The organism is Arthrobacter koreensis (assembly GCF_009193255.1).
Taxonomy (GTDB): Bacteria; Actinomycetota; Actinomycetes; order Actinomycetales; family Micrococcaceae; genus Arthrobacter_B; species Arthrobacter_B koreensis.
Map to the genome: position 1 here is coordinate 20751 of NZ_WACG01000008.1, position 25158 is coordinate 45908.

The window sequence follows — 25158 nt, forward strand, 5'->3', positions numbered from 1 at the left end:
GTCCCCGCTTTCCGGGCGGGGACGCCACGCCTACCTGCTCCGGCTAGTGTCCCTTGAACGCCTCCGCGAGCCACCAGGCACCGCCGTCGGAGGCAATCTTGGCGTCAATGACCAGGGGTACGGTCCGCGGACCTTCCAGCCAGCCGGTTACCGCGGCCAGGTCTGACGGAGCGCGGACCGTGATGCCGTCTGCTCCGTAGCCGCGGGCAATCGCCGCGATGTCCGTGTCCGGGAAGGTGACGGTTTCCATGTCCGTGCCCGCGGCGTCGTTCGCGGCACCAAAGTGGTGCACCTCGGCACCGTAGGCGGCATCGTTGTACACGATCACCACGAGCGGCAGGCCCAGGCGAACGGCAGTCTCAAGTTCCGAGATAGCCATCAGGAATCCGCCGTCCCCGGTGCCCAGGACAGGCAGCCGGTCCGGGCGGGCCAGCGCAGCACCGATGGCGGTGCCCAGGCCCAGGCCAATGGACTGGAAGGCCTGGGTGAAACAGAAACCGAACTCGTCCGGCACGGACAAGTGGGTGGCGGGGTAGCCCATGAAATTGCCCGAATCCACGGAGACCAGGCGCTCGGCGGGCAGCAGCGCATCAAGTTCCAGGGTCAGCGCCCTAGGGTCGATCCGCTCGGACGTTGACAGGTCCTCTACCGGCACGTTCTGCCAGCGTGCGCCCGCGTCAATGCGGGCTGCCGTTTCGGGAGTGCGGTACTTCGCGGGCGGCTCCGCCTGGCTGGCCTGCAGCTCGGCCAGGACGTCGGCGGCCGTAGCGGCACAGTCACCAATCACGCCGAGGTGAATCTCCCGATTGGCACCCAGCGCCGAATCGTCCAGGTCCACCTGCACCACCACCGCGTCCGGGTTGATCAGCGAACCGTGGCGCATGGTCCACATGTTCAGGGTGCAGCCCCAGCCGATGAGCGCGTCCGCGTCACGGATCAGCGCGGCCGTCTCCGGAGTTGAAAATCCGCCGGAGATGCCGAGGTTGAATTCCTCCCCTTCGAACAGTCCGTTCGCAACGGCCGAGGTGGCCAGCAGCGCGCCGGACTGGGCGGCGAGGGCCTTGAGTTCTTCGGCAGCGTACCGCGCACCGCGGCCGGCCACGAACACCGGCCGTTTCGCGGTGCTGAGCACGTCCGCCAGGCCGCGCACCAGGCTGGCGTTGGGCCGGACGAAACCGGTAGGCGCCACCGGTGGCACCCGGCGGGGCGTACCGGCGGGAACGGGCTGTGCCTGGACGTCCAACGGAACGCTGAGCACTACGGTGCGGCGTTCATTCTGCGCGGTTCGGAACGCCCGGACTGTGTCTGCGACGGCGCTCTGGGCTGAGTGCACACGTTCCGGCACGGCCCCCAGGCTGCGGGCCAGCCCGTCCTGGTCAATCCGGAAGTTTGACCGCACGGCTGAGCCGGCGGCGTCGGCGGTCAGGACGATCATCGGTGTCCGGGACTTGGCGGCTTCCCCGATGCCGGTGGCCGCATTGGTGAGGCCGCAACCCTGGTGGGTGGTCAGGATCGAAACCAGTCCTGACATGCGCGCATAGGCATCGGCCATCGTTGCCGCGCCGCCCTCGTGCCGCGCGGCGGTGAAGGGCACACCGTTCTCCCGCAGTGCATTGGTCAGGTGGAAGTTGCCGCTGCCCACCACTCCGAAGGCGTGGGCGGCGCCCAGCTGGGCCAAGGTGCGGCCTACCAGCCCGGCAATGTTCATCTGGTCCAACGTCTGACTCCTGTGATGGCGCGGGCGAGGTCTACCAGAATCCTAGGACCGCGCGGCTGCCGGGGCACAAATGGCCGTGCGTCATGTTGCGACCCAGTCGGGCTGTCCGGCGGGGTTCCCCGGTATTCTCAGGCAAACGATTTTCGACCTTGGACAGGAACCGAACATGTCTCTTCCCAGCACTGAACCCGGGTTGATCCAGAACCTGATTGGGGCGCTCGACGGCGGCGCCCTGGAGGTCGTGGACCTCACGGCTCCGCTGTCCGCGGGTATTCCCACGCTGAAGCTGCCGGACCCGTTCGTGAACCTGATCGACTTCAGCCTGGAGCAGGTCAGCGCCTTCGATGAGCCGGGTCCGTTCTGGAAGCACAACAACATCCACACCGGTGAGCACATCGGCACGCACGTGGATGCGCCGTCGCACTGGATCACCGGGCGGGACGGGGACGATGTTTCCCAGATCCCGGTCCGCCGGCTGGTGGGACCCGCAGTCGTGATGGATTTCAGTGCCGAGGCAGCCACGGACCCGGATTTCCTGGTGGAGCCGGAGCACATCCAGGCCTGGGAAGCGGAACACGGGGCATTGCCCGACGGCGCGTGGCTGCTGCTGCGCACCGGCTGGGACAAATACATAGACGACGCCGATGCGTTTCTGAACTTCGACGACACCGGTTCGCACACCCCCGGAATCTCCGCGGCGTGCGCCAAGTGGCTGGCCGAGGAGACCCCGATTGCAGGCCTGGGCGTTGAGACAGTGGGGATCGACGCCGGCAACGCCGGTGCCTTCGATCCGCCGTTCCCGGCGCACTACTACCTGCTGGGCAACAACAAGTACGGGGTCACGCTGCTGCAGAACCTGGCGGCGCTTCCGGCCACCGGCGCCATGGTGGTGGTCTCCCCGCTGAAGATCGTGGGCGGTACGGCCAGCCCGGCCCGTGTCCTGGCGTTCGTGGAACGCTAGTACCCCTTTTCGCGGTCCACGAGTCCCTCGGGCGGCCTCCGGTTAGCCTCGGGGCTGGATCTGTGCCAGCAGCTGCTCGAATGGCAGCGACTCACCCGTGCTGCGGGAAGGCCGGTCAACCGGGGCGTCACCAAGCAGGGCCACGAGCTCCGCTGCGGCACGCCGGACGCGGTCATCGAGTGCGGAAACCCCGTCGCTGCCGGCGCCCCAGTCATCCGGAGCGGCGTAGACGGCGGTGGGAGCCACCCGCGCCCGCAGGTAGGCAAAGAGCGGACGCAGCGCGAAGTCCAGCACCATGGAGTGCCGTGCGCTTCCTCCGGTGGCTCCGGCCAGGACGGGCTTTCCATCCAGGGCGTCCTTGTCCATGACGTCGAAGAAGGACTTGAAGAGGCCGCTCATGGAGGCACTGAAGACCGGTGACACCGCAATCAGCGCGTCGGCGTCCGCGACTTCGTTGAACAGGGTTTCAAGCTTCGGCGCCGCGTAACCGGAAACCATGGCATTGGCGATGTCAACGGCGTACTCGCGCAGTTCGTACGTAGTGACGACGGCGTCGTGCCCCAGCTCCCGGAGGCGGTCCTGGGCCGCCGCACCCAGCTGGTCCGCCAGCATTCGGCTGGAGGACGGCACTCCCAGTCCGGCGGTTACTGCAACAATCCTGCGTTCGGCCACAACGGCACCTTCCTTACATCCAATAGATACATGTTATTGCATCTATCTCGGCAACGGTGCATGCCCCGTAATAATTCCCTTCCCTACCTAGGATGAATCCATGCATGCGAATCCGTTGTCCATCCCCGTGGTGCTCGAGGGCAGCACTGTCCGGCTGGAGCCCCTGTCCCCCGAGCACATCCCGGAGCTGACCGACGCCGTTCGAGACGGGGAACTGTGGAACCTCTGGTACACCCGCATTCCCGCCCCGGACGCAATGGCAGCGGAAGTGGAGTCCCGGCTGCAGCAGCAGGCCGCCGGCAGCATGGCCCCGTGGGCGATCCGCCGCCTGGACACCGGTGCACTGTGCGGCATGACTACCTACATGAACATCAAGGCGGAACACCGCCGGGTGGAGATTGGCTCAACCTGGCTGGCGGCCAGCGCCCAGCGGACGTCGATCAACGCAGAGGCGAAGTACCTGCTGCTCTCCCGCGCCTTCGAGGACCTGGACTGCATCGCCGTCGAATTCCGCACCCACTGGCATAACCACGCGTCCCGGGCGGCGATCGCCCGTCTCGGCGCCAAGCAGGATGGCGTCCTGCGCTCGAACGAACTGTGGCTGGACGGCTCCCGCCGCGACGTGGTGGTGTTCTCGATCCTGGAAGGCGAATGGTCATCGGTCCGGCTGGGCCTCAGGCACCGGCTCCGCCGCGAACTCGGCTAGGACGCGGCCAGGGCTCAGCCGCGCATCGCAGCGTACACAACGTAGTTGTCATCGAACGTTCCCGTCGCCGGGTCGAAACCGTCGCAGGTGATCAGCCGCAGTTCCGGGCCGGCGGTATTGCCGTACACCTCCAGGGTGGGAAAACTGTCCTTCCCATACTGTTCGGCACGCTCAACCGTGAACTCCACGGTAGAGCCATCCTGCCGTCCCACTTCCACAACGTCCCCGGGCACCAGGGCGCGCAGGTCCGCGAAAACGCCCGGCCCGCCACCGGTTGCGTTCACATGCCCGAGCAGTACCGCCGGGCCCGGCTGACCGGGTGCCGGAGAACCTGAATACCAGCTGGCCGGAGCGCCCGGGCCTTCCGGCGGAACCTCCAGCGAGCCGTCCTCTCGGAGCCCCAGATGCAGCAGGTCGCCCTGTGTTCCGGTGGCCGGGATCGCAAGGCTCTGCGGAAGCGAAACCGGTGCGGGAGTCTCCGTGCCGGGGCCGGAGGGTGCCGGTGCCGGAACGGCTGCCGCGGACGACGGCGCAGCGGAGGAGGCTGCAGCGGAGGACGGCGCATCCGGTGCCGGTGCCGCTGAGCAGGCACCCAGCACCAGCAGCAGGGACGCCGCGCAGGAGATCAATCCTGCGCGGCGTCCGCTGTGGATCGCTGAGTCCTTAGCCACGGGCGCGGCGGCGGGCCAGCACGGCTCCGGCCAGGGCCAGTACTCCGGCACCCGCACCGGCTGCTGCCAGGGTGGTTCCGTCTACTGCGCCGGCGGTTTCGACGCCGGTGTCAGCGCCGCCTTCGGGCATGGCGCCCATCTGGGAAACGGCCAGGGTTCCGCAGGCTGCCGGCAGGGTTGCCGCGGCAGGCAGGGACGGGTCCAGGTCCGACATCTTCGCGGCTGCTGCCTCCGGCATCTTGGACGGATCAACGCCGTGGACCACCACAACTGCCGTGCCGTTTTCCAGTGACTGGGCGGTCTCCGGGTTTACTTCGAAGGTCCGCTCGTAGTTGTACGCCGATCCGCCGGGGAATCGCTCGACGGCAAGGCCCGAGTCCGCACTGGTATCACCCTCGGTGGTCAGCGAGGTGCCGATGTGACCGTAGAAGGGATGCCCCTCGGTGGTGTTGACGACGCCGTCGCCGTCGGTATCCGCGTCCGGGCCGGGGCAGACGCCCTGTGCGGCAATGTGGATGTGCTGGGCGTGCGGGAAGGGGCCGTCCATGAAGGTCTCCGCCGCGCCGGTAACGTTGACGGTCACTTTGGCTTCAGTCCCGTGCACCTCCACCATCGCCTGGCCGGTGGTGCCCGAGTTGTTCATGCTGTTGAGGGTTGCCTGGCCGGACCATGAATCCGGTCCGTGGGCGAACGACGGCGTTGCGGAAAGAGCAAGGGCACCAAGTGCAAGGGTGGGAACGGCGAGCAGCCGCAGCTTCGTATTCATGATCGGTTTCCTTCATCTGCTGAGTCGGTAAATCGGTGTGAATGCACAAGGAGTTCGGAGCCGGACGGCATCCGGATGGGTCCGGATCAGGAATTTTTTTCCCGGCTGAGGGGAAAGCGGATCCGGCTGGCACACGGGCCTCCCGGTATGGCAGAGTTCACCACCTGAGTGTGTCCGCGGACCTCAGCCGTGGACGCCGCCGCTGAAAGGGATGAGCAGTGCAAGCCGATGACTGAGCCGGGTACAGCGCCGGGCGACCAGTTCGGCGTTCCCGTGCTGGGCCGGACGGTTCCGGACCTGGCCGATCTGGTGCGCCGCAGTGCGGGCGGAGATGAGGCCGCCTTTGCGGACCTGTACGATGCCACGTCCGCCAGGGTTTACGGTTTAGCAGTACGGGTAACCCGTTCTCCCGAAATTGCTGCCGAGGTGGTGCAGGAGGTCTATCTCATGGCCTGGGAACAATCAGGGCGTTTCGCTCCGTCCCGGGGATCAGTCCTGGGCTGGCTCTGCACCCTGGCCCACCGCAGGGCCGTGGACCGGGTTCGCCAGGTGGCGAGCGAACGGAACCGTGAGCAAACGTATGAGGATCAGCGCCCGACGACGGCGGCAGACCAGACCTGGGAGCAGGTGGAGCAGTCCATGGCAGTCCAGGAAGTGCGGGACGGGCTTGGAACGCTCAGCCCGCTCCAGCGTGAGGCGGTTGCCCTAGCATATTACGAAGGCTGCACCCACCAGGAGGTTGCCCGCGCGCTGAACATTCCGCTCGGGACGGCAAAGGCCCGGATACGGGACGGCTTGAACAACCTGAGATCTGCCCTGGGGGGACGGCGATGAACAACCAGCATTCCGGCAGCGGGCTGCACGAACTTGCACCGCTTTTCGCCATCGACGCCCTCGAGCCGGCGGAGCGGGCCGCATTCGAAGAACACCTTGCCGGCTGCGCCCGCTGCCGGTCCGAGGTCGCCGACTTCGCTGACGTGTCCGCCCATCTGGCCGCCGCTACCGAGCAGGAGCCTCCCGCGGAGCTGCGTTCATCAGTCCTCGCATCGATTCACGGAACCCGCCAGGCGCAAGTGACCCGCATCCGGCCGGCAGCGCCAACCCGGGCTCCCCTCCACCGCCGGCGCCGCCGCGTACTGCTGGCCGCCGCAGCCTCAGCCCTGCTGCTCCCGGCCGCGGGCCTGGCCGGCTGGGCGCTGGGTGTGCAGTCCGAGCAGCGCCAGCAGCAGGCGCAGCAGCAGCAGGACCGCGAGGACCGTCTCCTGGCCGCGCCGGATCTTGCCGTCCAGAACCTTGAGGTGGACGGGCAGCCGACGACGCTGCTCCTTTCAGAACAAGAAGACGCTGCCCTGTTCCTGGCCGGAAACCTCCCTGATCCGGGTGCGGACCGCGAGTACCAGCTGTGGCTGCTCGAAGACGGCACCCCCATCCCTGACGTGCATTTCGGCGGAGGCGACGTCCGGGTGTGGCTCAACGGGGAGGTCTCCCGTGCCGGGACCGTGGCACTGACGATCGAGCCGTCCGGCGGTTCGACGACGCCAACCTTCCCGCTGGTGGCTGCGGCGGAAATCTGAGCCCAGCCGGTTTCTTAGTCCTTGCGGTGCAGTGCGCTCCGGAAACCACACCGACAATTTCAGCCTTATTGGGGAGGACGGAACGGCATCCTCCGGCTAGGCTGGCTTGGTCATGCGCCGGCGGACCCTGCAGCCGCCGGCACAAAACCGCATCGCAGACACTTATGAGGGGAACTATGTCCGAGCAGCAGCCTCCGGCAAACAACTACAGCTACAACGCCTACGCCGGCAACCAGCCCGCGGCAGCGCCGGCAGCACCGGTGCGTCCCAAGCAGGTTGACCTTGGCTTCTGGCTGCTGATCGCAGCGGCCGTTGTCTCAGCAATCAGCATCCCGGTAACACTCTCCTGGATGAACTCCGACGACTTCCGGAACTCGCTCGTGGAGACGAGCGCCGTTGCCATTAGCGCTTCCGAGCTCGACGCGGTTATCGCGTTCAGTACCGCACTGTCGATTTTCTTCGCTGTCGTCAGCATCGCCGTCGCCGTGCTGGTCGCGCTGTTCGTCCGTAAGGGCTACAACTGGGCACGCATCGTCGCCACCGTCTTCGCCGTCCTGGGCCTGTTCGGCCTGGCCAACCTCACCACCGCCGGCTCGCTGATGGCCGTGCTCACGGTTCTCGGCATCGTGCTGCCGGTGGCTGCGGTCATCATGCTGTGGATGAAGCCGTCCACCGAGTACTTCAACGGCTCCAAGGCCTACCGCCAGTTCAAGAAATACAACCCGGGAGCCTAGCCTCCACGAACAGCGAAGGGGCCGGTACCGAGAGGTGCCGGCCCCTTCGCTGTCTCCCGGAAGCGTCAGCGGGCGGCCGCCCGTCCGGCTGCGCGGCCGCTGAAGAGGCAGCCTCCCAGGAAGGTTCCCTCCAGCGACCGGTACCCGTGCATCCCGCCACCGCCGAACCCGGCGGCTTCCCCGGCCGCAAACAGGCCCGGGACGGGGATGCCGTCGGCTCCCAGCACCCGCGAGTCCAGATCGGTTTCGAGCCCGCCCAGGGTCTTGCGGGTCAGCACGGACAGCCGCACCGCGATCAACGGTCCGTCCTTGGGATCCAGGATGGGCCGCGGGGCGGCCGTACGGATCAGCCGGTCCCCCAGATAGGTCCGCGCCCCGCGAATGGCCGTAATCTGAGCATCCTTGCTAAAGGGGTTGGCGATCTCCCGGTCACGGGCCTGAAGCTCCGCAAGGACTGACTCCGCCGAGAGCACCGGCGCCTTCCCGTCCGTCGAGGACTTGGCCAGCTCGTTCATGGCCGCCACCAGTTCCGGAACGCTGCCGGCCGCGAGGAAGTCCTCTCCGTGGTCGAGGAACTTCTGCACCGGCCCCGGTACATCCGCGGTGGCCCGGCCCAGCACTCCGCGCAGGGATTTGCCGGTCAGGTCCGGATTCTGTTCCGAGCCCGAAAGCGCGAATTCCTTCCGGATGATCGCCTTGTTCAGGACGAACCAGCTGTAGTCGTACCCCGTGCCGCGCAGGTGCTGGAGCGTCCCGAGAGTGTCGAACCCAGGAAAGAGCGGGCCCGGCAGCCGCTTCCCGGTGGCGTCGAGCCACAGCGAGGACGGCCCGGGAAGAATCCGGATGCCGTGATTCGGCCACACCGGGTTCCAGTTCTTAATTCCCTCCACGTAATGCCACATCCGGTCCGGGTTGATCACCCGTCCCCCGGCATCCTGCGACGCCCTGATCCCGCGTCCGTCCACATGTCCCGGAACCCCGCTCAGCATCGCCGTGGGCGGTGCGCCGAGCCGCTGGGGCCAGGCGGCGCGCACCAGGTCATGGTCGCCGCCAATACCACCGGTTGTCACGACGACGGCGCCGGCAGAGAATTCGAATTCACCCACCGTGGCGCGCTCCGCAGCCCGGCCGCGCGGCGTCGTCGTCCGCTCCAGGACTGTCCCGCGCACTCCGGTTACGGTGCCCGCAGTGCTGACCAGTGATTCCATCCGGTGATTGCACGCCAGCCGCACCAGGCCGCTCTCGACGCCGGAGCGCACCTTGGCCACAAACGGTGCGGTAATACCGGGCCCGGTTCCCCAGGTGATGTGGAAGCGGGGCACGGAGTTGCCGGGACCGCTGGCGCCGTAGCCGCCGCGTTCCGCCCAGCCAACCACGGGGAAGACGCGGTGTCCCAGCTGATGCAGCCAGGCCCGTTTCTCGCCCGCCGCAAAATTGACGTAAGCCTCCGCCCAGCGGCGCGGCCAGTAATCCTCCTCGCGGTCAAAGCCAGCCGTCCCCTGCCAGTCCTGCCAGGCAAGCTCCACTGAATCCCTGACTCGGAGGCGGCGCTGCTCCGGGGAATCCACGAAGAAGAGGCCGCCAAAGGACCACCAGGCTTGGCCTCCCAGCCCTTGCTCCCCCTCCTGCTCCAGCAGGATCACCGACCGGCCGGCGTCCACCAGCTCGGCAGCGGCTACCAGGCCGGCAAGGCCGGCACCCACCACAATGACATCCGCGTCTCTTGGCTGCATCCGGCAAACGCTACCGGCAGATGCATCCGCTGCCTAGGGATGTTCCCGGCCCCGCAGACCCTGTTGGGAGCGCAGGCAGGTTCCTAGACTGGAAAGGCAGTTGCCGTAAACCAGCCATGGAGGCACTCATGAGCACTACCCCGAATGACGAAAACCGGACTCACAACGAGGAACCCTCGGAAGGCGAAGAGACGTCCCACGCTGACTCTTCGAGGGACCATGCCCAGAACGCTGCGGAAGGCGACGAGGGCCAGTCATAGGAGAGGCCTTTCGTTCCCGGTGCTAAGGGAGCCGGGAACGAAAGGCCTCTTCCGGAAAGACCTCGGGCAGGGTTGGGTCAGGATGCTTTGGCCCTGCCTGTATTGCGTTTGGCGTCTGCCACGACATCGGCATCCTTGCTGTGGTCCACGACCGGCCCGGTCCCGGCGATCTCCCTCAGTTGCTCAATGCCCGCAGCCGCAGCTTCCTTGGTGGGGAACATCGCGGACACTGCCATGAGCGCTCCGTCGCCGGAAATGAGCTTGATTCGGAAAGCGCCGTCGTGGGCGTCAACCAGCTTGAAGTAGCCCGACATCTCTTACCTCCTTGTAAGGGGTACCTTCAGTGCGGTTAATACTAAGCCGACTTAGTGATTTTGGGACCCCCTCCGCAGCAACTGTGGACTGCCGATGCAGGATCGAGACCTTGGAGGCCGGGGGCTAGCGGCTGCGCGATGTTCCGGTGGTCAGGGCCTGGAGGATTTCCTCCTGGGTGGCCGGCAGGGACGTCAGCAGGGCGGCCAGCATCCTGGCCTGCACCGGCGCAAGATCCCCTCCCGGAATGGCACCGGCGCGGACCAGGTCCAAGCCGCCGCCGGCGCCGTACGCAGGAACCACCGGGCCGGCAGGCACCCGGGTGCACAGGACCACCGGGCAGCCTCCGTGCACCGCGTCCTGCACCGCTTCCGCAAACCCCTCGCCGGCGTTGCCCATTCCCGTTCCGGCCAGGACAATAGCGCTGGCTCCGGTGTGGACGGCGTGGTTGAAAAGCTCCGGACCCGTGCCGAGGGCGCAGACGATGATTTCCACGCGGGCGTTGTCGAAGTCCTCGCCCGGCATGGGAAGCGGCGCGGGGCGGACGGGAATGGCCGTGACATGCAGCGTCCCGGCGACGAAGTGAGCCACCTCCACTCCCCCGGCGAACGGGTTGGCGGCCACGGTGTGGACTTTCCTGGCTCCGCGCGCTGACTGGACCTGGCCGGCGAAGGAAATCAGCACGCCTGCGTTACGCAGTCCGGCCGCCGCAGCGGCAGTTACGGCTTCTTCCAGATTGGCCGGGCCGTCAGCGACGGGGCTGTCCGCCGGGCGCTGCGCACCGGTGAAGACCACCGGTTTGGGGGAATCGTGCACCAGGTCCAGCGCAAAGGCCGTCTCCTCCATGGTGTCGGTGCCGTGGGTGACCACAACGCCGTCGACGGCGTCATCCGCCACGGCAGCACGGACCGCTTCCGCAATGATCCGCACGTCCGCCAAACGCAGCCGGAAACTGTTGGCGTTGGTTATGTCCTGGACGGAATAGCTGTGCCGCCCGGACAGGGAGGCCGCGATGTCTTCGGCGCGTCCAGCCGACGCTGCACCGTCCCGGCCGGTACGTGACGCAATGGTCCCTCCGGTCGCCAAGATTTTGATGTGGGCCATGGAACAACAGTCCTCTCGCCGGTCACCACAGCCAACATATGCCTGCCCCGCACCGGTTGGCTAGGAGACCTCCGCTTCCGGCGGCACCGGCGGGCAAACCAGTGAAGGGACCTAGACTGACGGCATGGCAGATACGGTTTCCGCGGAACAGCGCAGCCGCAACATGTCCCGGATCCGTTCCAAGAACACCAAGCCCGAGCTCAAGGTCCGCCGCCTCCTGCACCGTTCCGGTTACCGCTTCCGCCTGCACGGAGCGGCCGCCGGCGGCTCCCTGCCCGGCAAGCCGGATCTGGTGTTCGCTGGCCGGCGCAAGGTCATCTTCGTCAACGGCTGTTTTTGGCACACGCACTCCTGCCCCGCAGGCACCCACGCACCGGCTACCAACCCCGAGTTCTGGGCGGCCAAGCGGGCCCGCACGGTGGAGCGGGACGCGGCAGCGCTCCGGGCGCTGGCGTCCGCCGGCTGGGAGGCGCTGGTGGTGTGGGAGTGCGAGCTCCGCGACCCCTCCGCCCTGGAAACAGAGCTGGCCGCTTTCCTCGGACCGCCCGGCCAACCAGCCTCGGTAGACTCAGCAGACACACTGCACCCAACCCAAGGGATATCTGATGACTAAGGACTCACGCTCGCTGCGCGGCGTGCTCTTTGACGTGGACGGCACCCTGGTGGACTCCAACTACCTGCATACCGTGGCGTGGTGGCAGGCGTTCCGCCGCCTGGACTATGACATTCCCATGGCCAACATCCACCGGGCGATCGGCATGGGCGGAGACAAGCTCATTGGCCATCTGCTGGGCGGTGATCCCGAACCCGAGGTCGAGGAAAAGCTCGATTCAAGCCACGGAGCAATCTTCTCCACCTCCTGGCCTGCGCTGCGGGCGTTCGACGGCGCCGCTGACCTGCTGCGTGCCTGCGCGTCCCGGGACCTCGCCGTCGTTCTGGCTTCCTCCGCTTCGGAACCGGAACTGCAGGCTCTCCGCCAGGCGATCGACGCCGACGACGCGATCACCTCTGCCACCAGTTCCTCCGATGCCGAAGAGAGCAAACCCGCTCCGGACATCCTCCAGGCGGCACTGGATTCGGCAGAGCTGGAAGCCGGCGCCACCGTCTTCGTGGGCGACTCGGTATGGGACGTGAAATCTGCCGCTGCCCTGGGGATCCCCACTATCGGCCTGACCTGCGGAGGGACCAGCGAAGCCGAGCTGCGCGACGCCGGAGCCGAACAGGTCTTCGAGTCCCCGCGGGACCTGCTGGAGAACCTGCAGGACAGCCTGCTCGGCCCTGCCCAGAGGGCCTAGGCCCGCATCCAGGCAACGACGAAAGGACACGCTATGACTACAGAACCCACCGGACCGGCCAACGACGCCGAGGATCCCCTGGGCCCAAGCGCCCCGCAGCCGGAGCCCACCGGTTCACCCCGGACGCCGGGCAGCAGCGACGAATCGGCCGGAAACATCCGTGAAGAACAGGGCACCCATGCGGCAGGTACCGTGCCCCCTACCGGCGAGGAAGACATCCCCTCCGCGGACTGAACGGCTGCAGGTCCCGGGGCTAGGCCAGGCCGGCCCGGCGCAGCGCATCTGCCATGGCGCTGTCCGGTCCCGCCTGGGGCCGGCGCGGCGCGTTGCCCGCCGTGCCGCCCCGGGGCTTTGCACCGCCCTGCGCGTTCCGCCCGCCCTGGCCGCTTGGCTGCGGCCGTTTGCCCTGGGGCCGGGAACCACGGGCGCTGCCCTGCCCGGCGGCGGCACCCGGTGCCGGGGCGTCGTCATCCAGGCGGAGGCTGAGCGAGATCCGCTTCCGTTCCGGATCTGCTTCCATCACCTTGACCTTGACCACCTGGCCCGACTTCACGACGTCGTGCGGGTCGGAAACGAAGGATGAGGACATCGCGGAGATGTGGACCAGCCCGTCCTGGTGGACTCCGATGTCCACGAACGCACCGAAGGCCGCCACATTGGTGACCACGCCGTCGAGCACCATGCCCGGACGCAGGTCCGCGATCTTCTCGATGCCTTCGGAGAAGGTGGCGGTCTTGAACGCCGGCCGCGGGTCACGGCCGGGTTTGCGCAGCTCTGAGAGGATGTCCAGGACGGTGGGCAGGCCGGTGGACTCATCCACGAATTCGGCCGGGTCCAGGCCCGTGAGCTCCGCACCGGAAGGCGTCATGTCGGCCTTGGCCGCAGCCAGGATCCGGCGGGCGATTCCATAGGATTCAGGGTGCACGCTGGACGCGTCCAGCGGCTCGCTGCCCCCGGTGATCCGCAGGAAGCCGGCGCACTGCTCGAAGGCCTTGGACCCCAGCCGGGGCACCTTCAGGAGGTCCTTTCGGCGGGCGAACGGTCCATTGGCGTTACGGTGGGCCACAATGTTTTCGCTCAGCAGGGGCCCGACGCCGGCAACACGGCTCAGCAGCGCCGGAGACGCGGTGTTCACGTCCACGCCCACGGCGTTGACGCAGTCTTCAACGACGGCATCCAGGGACCGGTCCAGCTTCGCTGCCGTGACGTCATGCTGGTACTGGCCCACGCCGATGGACTTGGGATCAATCTTCACCAGTTCGGCCAGCGGATCCTGCAGCCTGCGGGCAATCGAGACCGCACCGCGCAGGGAGACGTCCATGCCCGGCAGTTCGGCGGCCGCCAGGGCCGACGCGGAGTAGACCGACGCACCGGCTTCGGAAACCACCAGCTTCTCCAGTTTGGCGTCCGGCAGCAGGCGGATCAGTTCGGTGGCCAGCTTGTCAGTTTCCCGGGAGGCCGTGCCGTTGCCGATGGCCACGAGCTCCACCCGGTGCTTCTTCACCAGGTCCGCGAGGCGCACCAGGGCCCCGTCCCACTTGCGGGCCGGCGCATGCGGATAGACGGTGTCCGTGGCCGTGACCTTGCCGGTCCCGTCCACCACGGCCACTTTGACACCGGTGCGCAGGCCGGGATCCAGGCCAAGGGTGGCCCGGTTCCCGGCGGGCGCGGCCAGCAGCACATCGCGCAGGTTCGCCGCGAACACCCGAACTGCCTCCGCTTCGGCGTCCTGGAACAGGCGGACCCGCAGGTCTACTGAAAGTTTGGCGAGGATGCGGCGCCACGCCAGCTGGACAGTCTGCTGCAGCCACGCGCCGGCAGGTCCCCCGGCAGCGGCAGCACCCAGCCGGAAGGCAACGGAGTTCTCGAAGCGCTGCCGGGCAGCAGCCAGGGCCTCGGCGTCCGCCGGATCAGCCTCGGCCAGTCCCAGTTCCAGGATGCCTTCCTTCTCGGCGCGGAGCAGTGCCAGCACGCGGTGGGACGGCATTCCGGACGGAGACTGGGAGAAGTCGAAGTAGTCGGAGTACTTCTGCCCCTCGGCTTCCCTTCCGGCCCTGACCTGCGAGCGCAGCCGGCCCTGCTTCCAGAGCTTCTCACGCGCTTCGGTCAGCAGGTCGGCGTCCTGCCCGGCACGTTCAACCAGGATGGCGCGGGCACCGGCCAGGGCTTCTGCGGCGTCGGGAACCGCTTCGTTCACGTACCGGCCGGCTTCGGCTTCGGGGTCCAGCGCCGGGTTGGCCAGCAGCGCATCGGCCAGCGGCTCCAGCCCGGCTTCGCGGGCAATCTGGGCCTTGGTACGCCGTTTGGTCTTGTACGGAAGGTAGATGTCCTCCAGCCGGGACTTCGTCTCCGCCGATTCAACGGCCGCACGAAGCTCAGCGGTGAGCTTGCCCTGGGCTTCGATCGCCTCCAGGACGGCGCGGCGGCGTTCGGAAAGTTCACGCAGGTACCGCAGCCGCTCGTCGAGTTCGCGCAGCTGCGTGTCATCCAGGGTTCCGGTTGCTTCCTTGCGGTAGCGGGCAATGAACGGAACGGTGGAACCACTGTCCAGGAGCTCGACGGCGGCACGCACCTGCCAGGGAGCCACCCCCAGTTCGGCGGCGATCTGGGCGTAGATCCGGGCTGCGGCATCGGCACCGGCGGACATGTCAGCGGACTGGCGGGCGGGCTGCGGGGCGTTGGCGGGACTCACCTGCCCAATTCTTCCCCATGACCGGACCAGGCGGCCAACCCCGAACCCGGACGGCGTGCCTGGCGGCAGGACCCCTTCTGACACATTGGCACATGATCTGCGGAACGGAAGCACCCATGGGGTAGAACATAGGGATGCCGGACGCCCCGAGGATGGACGGCAGTTCAACGTTTCAATGACGAAAGGTCGAAGATGACTCAGCCTGCACCGCTCGCCCCTCCCGCTGCCCGAGAGCCGGAGGTGAAGAGCGCCGGCCATGTCATTGTCGATTCCCTCATTGCCCACGGCGTCAAGCGCACCTATGTTGTGCCCGGAGAGAGCTTCCTCGACGTCCTGGACGGCCTGCACAACAGTCCCATCGAAACCGTGGTCTGCCGGCACGAGGGCGGTGCCGCCTACATGGCGGAAGCGGACGGCAAGATGAACCAGCTTCCCGGCGTCGCGATGGTGACCCGCGGGCCGGGTGCGGCGAACGCGCACGTGGGGCTGCACACTGCCTGGCAGGATTCCACGCCCATGGTGCTCTTCGTGGGGCTGATTCCCTTCGAGCACCGGGACCGGGAGGCGTTCCAGGAGTTCGACATCAAGGCCTGGTTCAGCACCGGAGCCAAGCGCGTCATGGTGCTGGACCATCCGGAGCGCGCGTCCGAGATCGTGGCCGAAGCGTTCTTCGCCGCCATGAGCGGGCGTCCCGGCCCCGTCGTCGTCGGCCTGCCCGAAGACATCATCCGCAAGGAAGTCTCCGCATCCCTCCATCCGCCGATTCCGGTAGCGCCCGGCGGCATGACCGTCACCGATTGGAAGGCGCTGCAGTCCGCTCTCAAGGAAGCGGACAAGCCACTGTTCGTCACCGGCGGCAACGACTGGACGCAGGAGGGAGCCGATACCCTGACCCGCTGGCTGGAAGAGCACCATCTGCCGGCCGCGGCGGAATGGCGCTGCGAAGGAACCATCTCCTTCGACTCCCCGTCCTACGTGGGTCCCATCGGCTACGGGCGGCCCAAGCCCACCTATGACCTGCTGGAAGAAACCGACCTGCTGGTCTTCGTCGGCACTGTTCCCGGAGACGTGATCACGGACGGCTTTGTGGTTCGCCAGGACTGGGAGAAGAAGAACTTCCTCGTCACCATCGATCCTTCGCTGCGCGGGCGCTCCGGCCCCGTGTCCTACCAGATTGTGGCCAAGCCGGACGTGTTTGTGCGGGACCTGGTGATGATGGACCTTCCGGTGAAGGAAGAGTGGAAGGCGTGGACGTCCCGGATGCGCGGTGAGCAGGAGAAGTTCGCGGCGCTTCCGCCCGCGGAACCGGCAACCGGCCAGGCCCGCATGGACACCCTGATGGCGAACCTGGTGCCAACCCTGCCCGAGGACGCCATGATTACCCTCGGCGCCGGCGAGCACACCAACTGGGCACACCGCTACTTCCCCACCCGCCGCTACGCCTCAATGCTCAGCGCCCGCAACGGGTCAATGGGCTACTCGGTGCCCTCCGCCATCGCCGCGTCCCTGGCACATCCGGGACGGCGGGTGGTCACGATCGCCGGCGACGGCGAGTTCATGATGAATGGCCAGGAGCTTGCCACGGCGGCACAGTACGGGGCCACCCCGCTGGTGGTGGTGATGGACAACCAGGAATACGGCACCATCCGCACCCACCAGGAGCGGCATTACCCGGAGCGGATCTCCGGCACCCAGCTGAAGAACCCGGACTTCGCGCTGATGGCGCAGGCGTTCGGCGGGTTCGGCGTGCGGGTGGAGAACGACGCCGATGTCCCCGCCGCAGTTGAGGCGGCACTGAAAGCCATCGACGAAGAGGGCAAGTTCGCGCTGATCCACCTGATCGTGGAGCAGCGGGTCAAGGCCTACTAGGCCGGGTGTTCCCCCGGGCCCCGCTGGGCCCGGGGGACCGACGCCGGCTAGCTGCTGCTGTCCCGCAGCGCGCTTGCAATCCTTTCGGTCTCAGCCTCAAACCGGGTGAGCAGGCGAACCAGCTCCGCCCGGTCCCGTGGACTCCAACCCTGGAGAAGCAGGTCAACCAGGGTACTCCCGGAACGCCGCAGCGCTTGTCCTGCCTGAGCGCCGGCCTCTGTGAGGTCTATCAGCGAGGCCCGCGAATCAACCGGATCCGGCATCCGCCGGACTAGGCCGGCTTCTTCCAGGCGAGCCGTGATCTTGGAAATGTTGGAGGCACCGGTGACCATGCGTTCGCTCAGCGCCGACGGCCGCTGGGCGCCTGAATTGTTGAGGATCGACAGCAGCGTCAGCGCGGCAGAGTCCAGCACCACGCCCTCGCGGGCTGCCACGGCCGTGGTGAAGCCGGGGGCCGTCCACTGTGCCAGCAGCCGGTTCAGGAGTTCAATCAGTACTGCATTCTGCTCGGTTGCCATAGCTACGCTTCGGTGCCTCCGTCTACCGGCAGCACAACACCGGTGATGAAGGATGCCTGGTCTGAGAGCAGGAATGCCGCGGCGTCGGCGATGTCTTCCGGCTGTCCCAGCCGCTTCATGGGGATCTCTGCGGCGTAGCCGGCCTTGGCATCCTCCGGCAGCGATGCCAGGGCAGCGGTTTCAATGGCGCCCGGCGCCACGGCGTTGACCCGGATACCCAACTCAGCGCATTCCTTGGCGACGCTACGGGTCAGGGAGACCACGCCGTGCTTGGCTGCACCGTACGGGGTCAGGTTTGGCGTGGCACTGATCCCTGCCAGCGAGGCAATGTTGACGATTGCTCCGCGGCCCTGGCCGGTGAAGTGCGCCATCTGGCCCTGGAGCGCGAGGAAGGTCCCCCGAAGAGTCACATTGATGGTCCGGTCCCAGTCCGCGGCGCTGATCTCCTGTACCGGTTTTGGCATGGTGCCCACCCCGGCATTGTTCACGGCCAGGTCCAACCGGCCAAAGGTTTCCAGGGCAAAGGGAACGAGCGTACCCACTTCGTCCGGGCTGGACACGTCTGCGTGCACATAGGCCGCAGCGCCGCCCGCGGCTTCGATGAGCGCTACGGTTTCAGCGCCGGCCTCGTCATTGACGTCGGATACGACGACGGCGGCTCCTTCGGCGGCCAGCCGCAGGGCGATGGCCCGGCCAATGCCGGCTCCTGCCGCGGTGACGAGTGCTGCCTGGTTCTCGAAAAGCATGCCCACTTCTTTCTGGGGGTCCAATTTACTGTCGTCCGGACAGCATATACCCGGGTGCACCGCTTCGGGCGACCGCCCTTCCCACGTTCTGTGACACGAGTTCACCCGTGGGGTCCCAACAGCCCACACCGGCATCACGCGATGGGAACGCCGGTGCGCCAGCACGTCACACCTGGGTTCGGGTCCGCGGCGGCGGGCGCAGGATCACGAAGAGCGGAAGCGCCATCCCCACGGCAAACAGGATGTCCCCGCCTCCCCATGTATCAGTGAACGCAGAACGGGCCAGGGCGAAGCCAAGCATCAGCAGGACCGAGAGCGCTGCATAGAACCCCGTGCGCCGGCGCCGGTTCCACCAGCGGGCCACTGCGCTCCGGCGGTGCGGATCGCCTCTTGGAACAACCACCCCCGGTCCTCCGAGACCGCGCTGCGCGGCCACGGACAGCACCACCAGCAGTCCAATCATGAGGCTCACGGGAAACAACGCTCCGGTAATGAGAACCACAAGCCCTGCCGCCATCGGCAGCACAGCGAAGGTGACCACCTGTCCGCGCCGCGTCCTCAAGTCCATGCCTCTCCCCCACCGTCTCCAGCTACTCGTCTTCGCTGCTCAGCACTCGTCGGCGGGTGCTGAGCAGCTGCACTTCAGGACGGTAGGCAACCAGCCGCTCTGCGTTGTCCAGCACCTCCACCACGTGCGCGCGGTCAGCTGAGACAATCCCGATACCAATCTCCGCCCTGCGGTGCAGATCCAGCTGGCCTGTCTCGGCAGCGGAGACGGCAAACCTGCGTGCCAGTTCCGCCACGAGCGGCCGCACCACGGAGCGCTTCTGCTTGAGGGAATGTACGTCATCCAGCAGCAGGTCGAACTCAAGGGTTCCCGTCCACATGGCATTCATCCTTGCCGTGGATGGGGATCTGTCAATGGCCGGTTGCGCCCGGAGGGTTCAACCGGGCCCTGCTGCGGTGCTACGTTCGGACACATGACGCCGCCCCAGACAGCGCGTTCCATCCCAGCTCCCGCCTCCGTCGCTCCGGGCCGGCCGCATGCATAACCACGGTGATTTCCCGGCAGAGTCCCTCTTCCTCATTCCGGCAGTCGCTGCGGTTGCCGCTTACTGGGCCGGAGCACGATCCCCGAGAGCCGGCACCTGGCCATACCGGCGGCTCGTGTCCTTCCTGGCCGGGGTTCTTACCGTCCTGCTGACAGTGCTGGAGCCGCTGGCGGGTTGGGCACACACCGATTTTGGAGCGCTGGCACTTTCGCATGTCCTGGCCGGGATGGCCGGCCCCTTGCTGCTGGTCCTCTCCCACCCCGTGGAGCTGGCGCTGAGGACACTCGACACGGTCCCGGCAGCGCGGCTACGCCGAAGCGTCCATTCTCCAGCCGCCCGTTTCCTGACCCACCCGGGAACCACCATGGTGCTCGTAGCGGCCGGCATGTGGGCCATGTTCCACACCCCGGTGTTGACTGCCATGCAGCAGTCCATGCCGGTGCACTGGCTGGTCACCGCGTACCTCACGGCCACCGGATGCCTGTTCACCGCTGCCGTCCTCAACTGCGGTCCGTCGCCGCACGGACTCCGCCTGCGGGCGGCGGCGCTCGCGGCCACCGCAGCCCTGCACGCGGGTTCGGCAGTCTGGCTGCTGGCCTTCCCGCCCGCGGGCACCGGCAGCACTTCTGCCGGTGCGCTGGTTCTGCTGGTGTCCGGAGTGGCGGTGCAGACCGTCCTGGCACTGCTCCTGCTGGGGCAGCAGCGGGGCACTGCCCGGCTGCTGCCCCAGGTGCGCGGTGCCTGAGTTCCCTGCCTAGAGAACCTGCGGGAATCCCAGGTCGATTTCCGACGTCGCCGGGTCCGGCCAGCGGGTGGTAACCACCTTGCCGCGGGTGTAGAAACGGATCGAATCCGGGCCGTACATGTGCGTATCGCCGAAGAGCGAATCCTTCCACCCGCCAAAGGAGAAGGAACCCACCGGCACCGGAATGGGGACGTTGACGCCCACCATTCCGGCCTCGACGTCGAACTCGAATGCCCGGGCGGCCCCGCCGTCGCGCGTGAAGATCGCCGTGCCGTTGCCGTACTGGTTTTCGTTGACCAGCCGCACCGCATCCGCGTAGGTCTCCACGCGGACCACGGAGAGGACGGGACCGAAGATCTCATCGTCGTAGGCCTTCATGCCCGGCTTCACGTGGTCCAGCAGGCTGACGCCCAGGAAGAACCCGTCGCCGTCGAACGCCGTGTCCCGGCCGTCCACCACCACGGTGGCGCCCTCATCCGCGGCACCGGCCACATAGGAAGCCACCTTGTCCCGGTGCTCGGCAGTAATCAGCGGACCCATCTGGGAGGAGGGATCAGTGCCCGGGCCAATCTTGAGGTCCGCCATCCGCGAGCGCACGGCTTCCACCAGATCATCGGCAATGTTTCCCACGGCCACCAGCACGCTGACGGCCATGCAGCGCTCCCCCGCGGACCCGTAGGCTGCGGAAACCGCCGCGTCTGCCGCCATGTCCAGGTCTGCGTCCGGCAGCACCACCATGTGGTTCTTGGCCCCGCCCAGGGCCTGGACCCGTTTGCCGTGTTCGGCGGCCCGGCGGTAGATGGTGCGGGCAATCGGCGTTGATCCCACAAAACTGACGGCCTTCACAACCGGATGCTCCAGCAGCACATCAACCGCTTCCTTATCCCCGTGCACCACGTTCAGCACACCGTCCGGAAGCCCGGCTTCGGCGAACAGCTCAGCGATGAACACGGCTGCGGACGGATCCTTTTCGCTCGGCTTCAGCAGCACGGTATTGCCGCACGCCAAGGCGCTGCCGATCATCCACAGCGGCACCATGGCCGGAAAGTTGAACGGGGTAATGCACGCCACCACGCCTACCGGCTGGCGGATTGAATGGACGTCGACGCCGGTGGCCACCTGCTCCGACCGCTCGCCCTTCAGGCCCAGGGCGAGCGCGGACGCGAATTCAATGTTCTCCAGCCCCCGGGTGATCTCACCCTCGGCGTCGGAAAGCACCTTGCCGTGTTCGCTCGTGAGGATCGCGGCGAGTTCTGCCTTACGTTCGGTCAGCAGCTCACGGACCTTGAAGAAGATCGCCGTGCGCCGCGCCAGGGACGTGGCCCGCCACGCCGGAAGAGCTTCCTGGGCGGCCTGGATTGCCTCTTCCACGCGGGCGGCGGACGCCAGCGCCACTTCTTTTTCCTGGGCGCCGGTGGCCGGGTTGAAGACCGGACCGTACCGCTCGGCCTCGGAGACCTGCCTGCCGTTGATGATGTGGGGAATGCGCTGCATGAAGAGCTCTCTTCGGTAGGGGCGCCGCTACGGCGCAGGGACCTGGTCGGGGGTGGCAGCGAGCGAGCCGTCCACCAGTTTCACGATCATGGAGCAGTCCTTCCCGGACTGCCCGGCGTCGATGAGCCGCGCGAACAGCTGCTGGACGTGTTCGCCGATTTCGAGCGGCGTGCCTGTATCCCTCGCGGCCGCGATGGCCAGGTTGATGTCCTTATTCGCCAGCTCGGTGGTGAAAGTAGGTTCGAAGTTATTGTTCGACGCCGCCGTGGAGACGACCCCGGGCACCGGATACCAGGTGCGCAGCGCCCAGCTGTCCCCGGAGGAAACGGAGGCGATGTCCCAGAAAACCTGCTTGTCCAGTCCCAGCCTCTCGGCCAGCACTGCGCCCTCAGCGGTCGCTGCCAGGTTGATGAAGAGCATGAGGTTGTTGCAGATCTTCGCGGCCTGGCCGGTGGTGGCCCCTCCGGTGGGAATCACGTTCCCCGCCATCGGCGCTATGAAGCCGGAGGCATCGGCCACCGCGTCCGGGGCGCCGCCCACCATGAAGGTGAGCGTTCCGGCCTGTGCTCCGCTCATTCCGCCGGAGACCGGGGCGTCTACGAAGCGGAAGCCGGCGGCAGCAGCGGCGTCGTGCAGTGCCTGAGCCGATTCGACGTCGATCGTGGAGGAATCGACCAGCAGCGTCTCCGTGGACGCATGGGCCAGGACTCCGTCCGGCTCCAGGTAGACCGCCCGGGAATGCTCGCCCTTGGGGAGCATTGTGAACACCACGTCTGCTCCCGCAACCGCTTCCGCGATGCTGCCCACCGCCCGGATTCCTGCTGCCTCGGCAGCCGCCACGGCCCGCGGGCTGAGGTCGAATCCGCGCACGGTGTGACCGGCCTTCACCAGGTTCCCTGCCATGGGTGCCCCCATGTTTCCCAGTCCGATCCATCCAACTTCCGCCATCGCTAAGCTCCTTTGCCTAGTTGTGCTGCCTGAGTTGTGCTGAGCCTGCGCCGCCCGCTTGGTGCTGCGCAGCTGCCGCGCGTCCGCCGCGGAACCAGCGTGGCACCTGCGCTAGAGTGCGTTCAAGACCAGAATCCACAGACCCCCTGTGCACCCGTGCACACCGTGGAGAGGAGGAACGGCCCTGGATACCGCCAGCCGGCTGCCAAGCCCGGATGACCTGCTGATCCTGCTCACCGTGGCGCGGCTGGGACGTTTCACCGCCGTCGCCGAGACCCTGGGGACCACCCACACCACCATTTCGCGGCGGATCATTGCGCTGGAGAAACAACTCGGCGGCCGGACGCTGTCCCGGACACCGCGCGGCTGGGAACTGACGGCGCTGGGGGCGCAGGCGGTCCGGGCCGCCGAATCCATTGAAGAGAGCCTTGGCGCGCTGCGCTGTGCATTGGCGGACAATGCCGATCCCCTCGCCGGCGTGGTGCGGATCAGCACCGTGGACGGTTTCGGTTCCGAATTCGTCACCCCTGCCTTGGTGAAGCTGCAGGCCTCGCACCCGAACATCAGCGTTGAAATGTTCTCCGCCACCCGCAAGGTCAGCCAGAACCGTTCCGGCGTGGACCTGGAGGTGGTGGTGGGGCATACGGACGTCCGCACCGCCCATGCGATCCTGCTGGGCCATTACGTGCTGCGGCTCTACGCAGCCGAAGGGTATCTGCGCCGCCACGGCACCCCGCAGGTTCCGGCTGACCTGGCCAGGCACTGCTTTGTCTCCTACGTGGAGTCCGCACTGCTGGTCGAGGAACTGGGACACCGGTCCACCGGGCTGCCGGATCCGAGGTCCAGTTTCCAGGCCACCAGCATTTTCGCGCAGGTGGAGGCGGTGCGCCGGGAGGCCGGGGTTGGCCTGCTGCCCAACTTCATGGTCGCCGGACGGGACGGCTTCGTGCCGGTACTGGCGGACTCCTTCGAACGGCGACTCCCGATTTGGGCGGTGGCCCGCCCGGAAGCCCTGCGCTCGGCGCGGGTCCAGGCGGTCATCGAGGCCATCCACGCAGAAGCCGCTGCCCGCCAGGAGCACCTTGACTTCTGACCGGCAGCGGCGTTCGGCAACGGGTGGTGCCTAGTCCGCGGCAGCGGCGGTCCGCTTCTCCTCGGCTGCCTTGGACGCGGCCAGCAGGTCCGCGGTGCCCTGTGCGTCGGCGGCATCCACGTCGTGCAGGGAAATGCCGTTGGTTTCCCGCAGCAGCAGCACCGAGATAGCCGTGATGACGCAGGCACCCAGCAGGTACAGCGCCACCGGAGTGGATGAATCGAACTCCGCCAGCAGCGACGTAGCGATAATTGGAGCCAGCGAACCGGCCACGATCGACGTCACCTGGTAGCCCAGGGAGACACCGGAGTACCGCATCCGGGTGGGGAACATTTCCGCCATGATGGACGGCTGGCCGGCGTACATCAAGGCATGGAACAGCAGGCCAATGGTCACCGCAGCCAGGATCATCAGGTCATTGGCCGTGTCCATCATGGGGAAGGCAAAGAAGCCCCAGGTGGCCCCCAGCACTGCGCCTGCCATGTACACGGGCCGGCGGCCCAGTGAATCGGACAGCTTTCCGGCGAGGGGAACCGCGCAGAAGTGGATAAAGTGCGCAACGAGCAGCAGCAGCAGGATCCGTGAGGTATCGGTGTCCACCACGATCCGCAGGTAGGTGATGGAGAACGTGACCACCAGGTAGTACAGGATGTTCTCCGCGAAGCGCAGGCCCATGGCGGTGAATACGCCGCGCGGGTACCGGCGGAACACCTCCATCACGCCGTAGCCCTTGGCCTCCTGCTCCACTTCCTTCTGTGCTTCCAGGAAGATGGGGGCATCCGAGACCTTGGTGCGGATGTAGTAGCCCACCAGCACGATCACCGCGGAGAGCCAGAACGCCACCCGCCAGCCCCAGCCCAGGAACGCGGCTTCGCTGAGGGTCGCTGAGAGGACGAACAGGACGCCGGTCGCCAGGAGGTTGCCCATCGGAACAGCGGACTGCGGCCAGCTGGACCAGAAGCCGCGGGATTTGTTCGGGCTGTGCTCGGCAACGAGCAGCACGGCACCTCCCCATTCCCCGCCGACGGCGAAGCCCTGGATAAAGCGCAGCGCCACCAGCATTGCCGGAGCCCAGTAGCCGATCGAATCGAACCCTGGCAGGCAGCCCATCAGGAAGGTGGATACACCCACCAGGATGATGCTCAGCTGCAGCAGCTTCTTGCGGCCGAACTTGTCCCCGAAATGTCCAAAGACGATTCCGCCCACGGGCCGTGCCACGAACCCGACGGCGTAGGTCACGAATGCGGCAATGATGCCGTCCAGCTCGGTGTTGGCGTTGGGAAAGAACAGACGGCTGAAAACGAGGGTCGACGCCGCGGCGTAGAGGAAGAATTCGTACCACTCCACGACCGTTCCGGCCATGGACGCCACAACAACCTTGCGCAGGCCTTCCGGCACCGGTGCCTTCTGCCGCCTGCCCTGCCTGGGAATATCAGTGCTCATCCACTCTCTCCTTTGGTGTCTTCGTTGACACTGCAGCACCGCGCAGGGCGCGG

Annotated in this window: 27 protein-coding genes; 12 read left to right on the top strand and 15 right to left on the bottom strand. The window is 67.0% G+C overall.

Translation table 11 applies throughout. The features are described from left to right. Window positions 1-43: 43 nt before the first annotated feature. Window positions 44-1708 (bottom strand): thiamine pyrophosphate-binding protein, encoded by a 1665-nt coding sequence (locus tag GD628_RS15140; RefSeq protein ID WP_152275346.1) that lies wholly within the window; start codon window positions 1706-1708, stop codon window positions 44-46. Between the two features lie 175 nt (window positions 1709-1883). Here GD628_RS15140 and GD628_RS15145 point away from each other — a divergent pair, with 175 nt between their 5' ends. Further along, window positions 1884-2678 carry a cyclase family protein gene (locus GD628_RS15145; RefSeq protein ID WP_091607628.1) on the top strand — a complete coding sequence of 265 codons (795 nt, stop codon included), beginning with the start codon at window positions 1884-1886 and terminating at the stop codon, window positions 2676-2678. Between the two features lie 42 nt (window positions 2679-2720). Here GD628_RS15145 and GD628_RS15150 read toward each other — a convergent pair whose 3' ends face one another. Beyond that, entirely contained in the window at window positions 2721-3350 is a 630-nt protein-coding gene (locus GD628_RS15150) for an FMN reductase (RefSeq protein ID WP_091607631.1), read from the bottom strand. A gap of 100 nt (window positions 3351-3450) precedes the next feature. On the opposite strand from GD628_RS15150, the gene GD628_RS15155 reads away from it, so the two are divergent. Then, on the top strand, window positions 3451-4056 hold the full coding sequence (locus tag GD628_RS15155) for a GNAT family N-acetyltransferase (RefSeq protein WP_091607633.1): 606 nt from the start codon (window positions 3451-3453) through the stop codon (window positions 4054-4056). Between the two features lie 14 nt (window positions 4057-4070). On the opposite strand, the gene GD628_RS15160 is transcribed toward GD628_RS15155, so the two are convergent. Beyond that, a complete protein-coding gene (locus tag GD628_RS15160) occupies window positions 4071-4727 on the bottom strand; it encodes a class F sortase (protein ID WP_226802588.1) in 657 nt (218 codons plus the stop codon). Further along, window positions 4720-5493 (bottom strand): hypothetical protein, encoded by a 774-nt coding sequence (locus GD628_RS15165; protein ID WP_091607636.1) that lies wholly within the window; start codon window positions 5491-5493, stop codon window positions 4720-4722. Before GD628_RS15165 ends, GD628_RS15160 begins: the two co-directional genes overlap by 8 nt. Before the next feature lie 228 nt (window positions 5494-5721). On the opposite strand from GD628_RS15165, the gene GD628_RS15170 reads away from it, so the two are divergent. The 3 genes from GD628_RS15170 (at window position 5722) to GD628_RS15180 (ending at window position 7801) form a co-directional block, all read left to right on the top strand. After that, complete coding sequence (locus tag GD628_RS15170; RefSeq protein ID WP_176697646.1) at window positions 5722-6327, top strand: sigma-70 family RNA polymerase sigma factor; 606 nt, start codon at window positions 5722-5724, stop codon at window positions 6325-6327. After that, entirely contained in the window at window positions 6324-7067 is a 744-nt protein-coding gene (locus GD628_RS15175) for an anti-sigma factor (protein WP_091607639.1), read from the top strand. The genes GD628_RS15170 and GD628_RS15175 overlap by 4 nt, the downstream gene beginning before the upstream one ends. 176 nt (window positions 7068-7243) lie before the next feature. After that, the gene (locus GD628_RS15180; RefSeq protein ID WP_091607642.1) at window positions 7244-7801 is read left to right on the top strand and encodes a hypothetical protein; all 558 of its coding nucleotides are present in this window, start codon (window positions 7244-7246) and stop codon (window positions 7799-7801) included. A 65-nt stretch (window positions 7802-7866) separates the two neighbouring features. On the opposite strand, the gene GD628_RS15185 is transcribed toward GD628_RS15180, so the two are convergent. Then, the gene (locus GD628_RS15185) at window positions 7867-9534 is read right to left on the bottom strand and encodes an FAD-binding dehydrogenase (protein ID WP_091607644.1); all 1668 of its coding nucleotides are present in this window, start codon (window positions 9532-9534) and stop codon (window positions 7867-7869) included. A 128-nt stretch (window positions 9535-9662) separates the two neighbouring features. Between GD628_RS15185 and GD628_RS16870 the strand changes: the two genes are divergently transcribed. After that, the gene (locus tag GD628_RS16870; protein WP_255300596.1) at window positions 9663-9794 is read left to right on the top strand and encodes a hypothetical protein; all 132 of its coding nucleotides are present in this window, start codon (window positions 9663-9665) and stop codon (window positions 9792-9794) included. Window positions 9795-9871: 77 nt separating this feature from the next. Here GD628_RS16870 and GD628_RS15190 read toward each other — a convergent pair whose 3' ends face one another. Further along, window positions 9872-10108, bottom strand: coding sequence for a YegP family protein (locus GD628_RS15190; protein ID WP_091607647.1), 237 nt, complete (start codon window positions 10106-10108; stop codon window positions 9872-9874). 124 nt (window positions 10109-10232) lie between these two features. Further along, entirely contained in the window at window positions 10233-11210 is a 978-nt protein-coding gene (locus GD628_RS15195) for an asparaginase (RefSeq protein ID WP_091607650.1), read from the bottom strand. A gap of 124 nt (window positions 11211-11334) precedes the next feature. On the opposite strand from GD628_RS15195, the gene GD628_RS15200 reads away from it, so the two are divergent. From GD628_RS15200 to GD628_RS15210, 3 genes are read left to right on the top strand one after another with little or no spacing between them, the layout of a single operon-like run. Beyond that, window positions 11335-11823: a very short patch repair endonuclease gene (locus GD628_RS15200; RefSeq protein ID WP_091607653.1), complete on the top strand. Its 489-nt coding sequence runs from the start codon at window positions 11335-11337 to the stop codon at window positions 11821-11823. Continuing rightward, entirely contained in the window at window positions 11816-12505 is a 690-nt protein-coding gene (locus GD628_RS15205; protein WP_091607656.1) for an HAD family hydrolase, read from the top strand. The genes GD628_RS15200 and GD628_RS15205 overlap by 8 nt, the downstream gene beginning before the upstream one ends. A 33-nt stretch (window positions 12506-12538) precedes the next feature. Beyond that, window positions 12539-12739, top strand: a complete 201-nt coding sequence (locus tag GD628_RS15210) for a hypothetical protein (RefSeq protein ID WP_152275288.1) — start codon at window positions 12539-12541, stop codon at window positions 12737-12739. 19 nt (window positions 12740-12758) lie between these two features. Here the strand turns inward: GD628_RS15210 and GD628_RS15215 are convergent, their stop codons facing one another. Continuing rightward, window positions 12759-15152, bottom strand: a complete 2394-nt coding sequence (locus tag GD628_RS15215) for a Tex family protein (protein WP_152275347.1) — start codon at window positions 15150-15152, stop codon at window positions 12759-12761. A gap of 237 nt (window positions 15153-15389) precedes the next feature. Between GD628_RS15215 and GD628_RS15220 the strand changes: the two genes are divergently transcribed. Continuing rightward, window positions 15390-17066 carry a thiamine pyrophosphate-dependent enzyme gene (locus GD628_RS15220; RefSeq protein ID WP_152275289.1) on the top strand — a complete coding sequence of 559 codons (1677 nt, stop codon included), beginning with the start codon at window positions 15390-15392 and terminating at the stop codon, window positions 17064-17066. Window positions 17067-17113: 47 nt separating this feature from the next. Here the strand turns inward: GD628_RS15220 and GD628_RS15225 are convergent, their stop codons facing one another. The 4 genes from GD628_RS15225 to GD628_RS15240 form a co-directional block, all read right to left on the bottom strand. After that, window positions 17114-17584 (bottom strand): MarR family winged helix-turn-helix transcriptional regulator, encoded by a 471-nt coding sequence (locus GD628_RS15225; RefSeq protein ID WP_152275290.1) that lies wholly within the window; start codon window positions 17582-17584, stop codon window positions 17114-17116. Window positions 17585-17586: 2 nt separating this feature from the next. Next, on the bottom strand, window positions 17587-18330 hold the full coding sequence (locus tag GD628_RS15230) for an SDR family NAD(P)-dependent oxidoreductase (protein ID WP_152275291.1): 744 nt from the start codon (window positions 18328-18330) through the stop codon (window positions 17587-17589). Window positions 18331-18496: 166 nt separating this feature from the next. After that, window positions 18497-18898 carry a hypothetical protein gene (locus GD628_RS15235; protein ID WP_152275292.1) on the bottom strand — a complete coding sequence of 134 codons (402 nt, stop codon included), beginning with the start codon at window positions 18896-18898 and terminating at the stop codon, window positions 18497-18499. A gap of 22 nt (window positions 18899-18920) precedes the next feature. Next, window positions 18921-19217 carry a DUF503 domain-containing protein gene (locus tag GD628_RS15240; protein WP_152275293.1) on the bottom strand — a complete coding sequence of 99 codons (297 nt, stop codon included), beginning with the start codon at window positions 19215-19217 and terminating at the stop codon, window positions 18921-18923. A gap of 157 nt (window positions 19218-19374) precedes the next feature. On the opposite strand from GD628_RS15240, the gene GD628_RS15245 reads away from it, so the two are divergent. Then, window positions 19375-20127: a cytochrome c oxidase assembly protein gene (locus GD628_RS15245; protein ID WP_152275294.1), complete on the top strand. Its 753-nt coding sequence runs from the start codon at window positions 19375-19377 to the stop codon at window positions 20125-20127. A 9-nt stretch (window positions 20128-20136) separates the two neighbouring features. Here GD628_RS15245 and GD628_RS15250 read toward each other — a convergent pair whose 3' ends face one another. Further along, window positions 20137-21621, bottom strand: coding sequence for a CoA-acylating methylmalonate-semialdehyde dehydrogenase (locus GD628_RS15250; protein ID WP_152275295.1), 1485 nt, complete (start codon window positions 21619-21621; stop codon window positions 20137-20139). A gap of 27 nt (window positions 21622-21648) precedes the next feature. Next, a complete protein-coding gene (gene mmsB / locus GD628_RS15255) occupies window positions 21649-22641 on the bottom strand; it encodes a 3-hydroxyisobutyrate dehydrogenase (RefSeq protein ID WP_091607679.1) in 993 nt (330 codons plus the stop codon). A gap of 76 nt (window positions 22642-22717) precedes the next feature. Here mmsB and GD628_RS15260 point away from each other — a divergent pair, with 76 nt between their 5' ends. Then, window positions 22718-23662: a LysR family transcriptional regulator gene (locus GD628_RS15260; RefSeq protein ID WP_226802589.1), complete on the top strand. Its 945-nt coding sequence runs from the start codon at window positions 22718-22720 to the stop codon at window positions 23660-23662. Between the two features lie 30 nt (window positions 23663-23692). On the opposite strand, the gene GD628_RS15265 is transcribed toward GD628_RS15260, so the two are convergent. Then, the gene (locus GD628_RS15265) at window positions 23693-25105 is read right to left on the bottom strand and encodes an MFS transporter (protein WP_091607681.1); all 1413 of its coding nucleotides are present in this window, start codon (window positions 25103-25105) and stop codon (window positions 23693-23695) included. Window positions 25106-25158 lie beyond the last annotated feature (53 nt).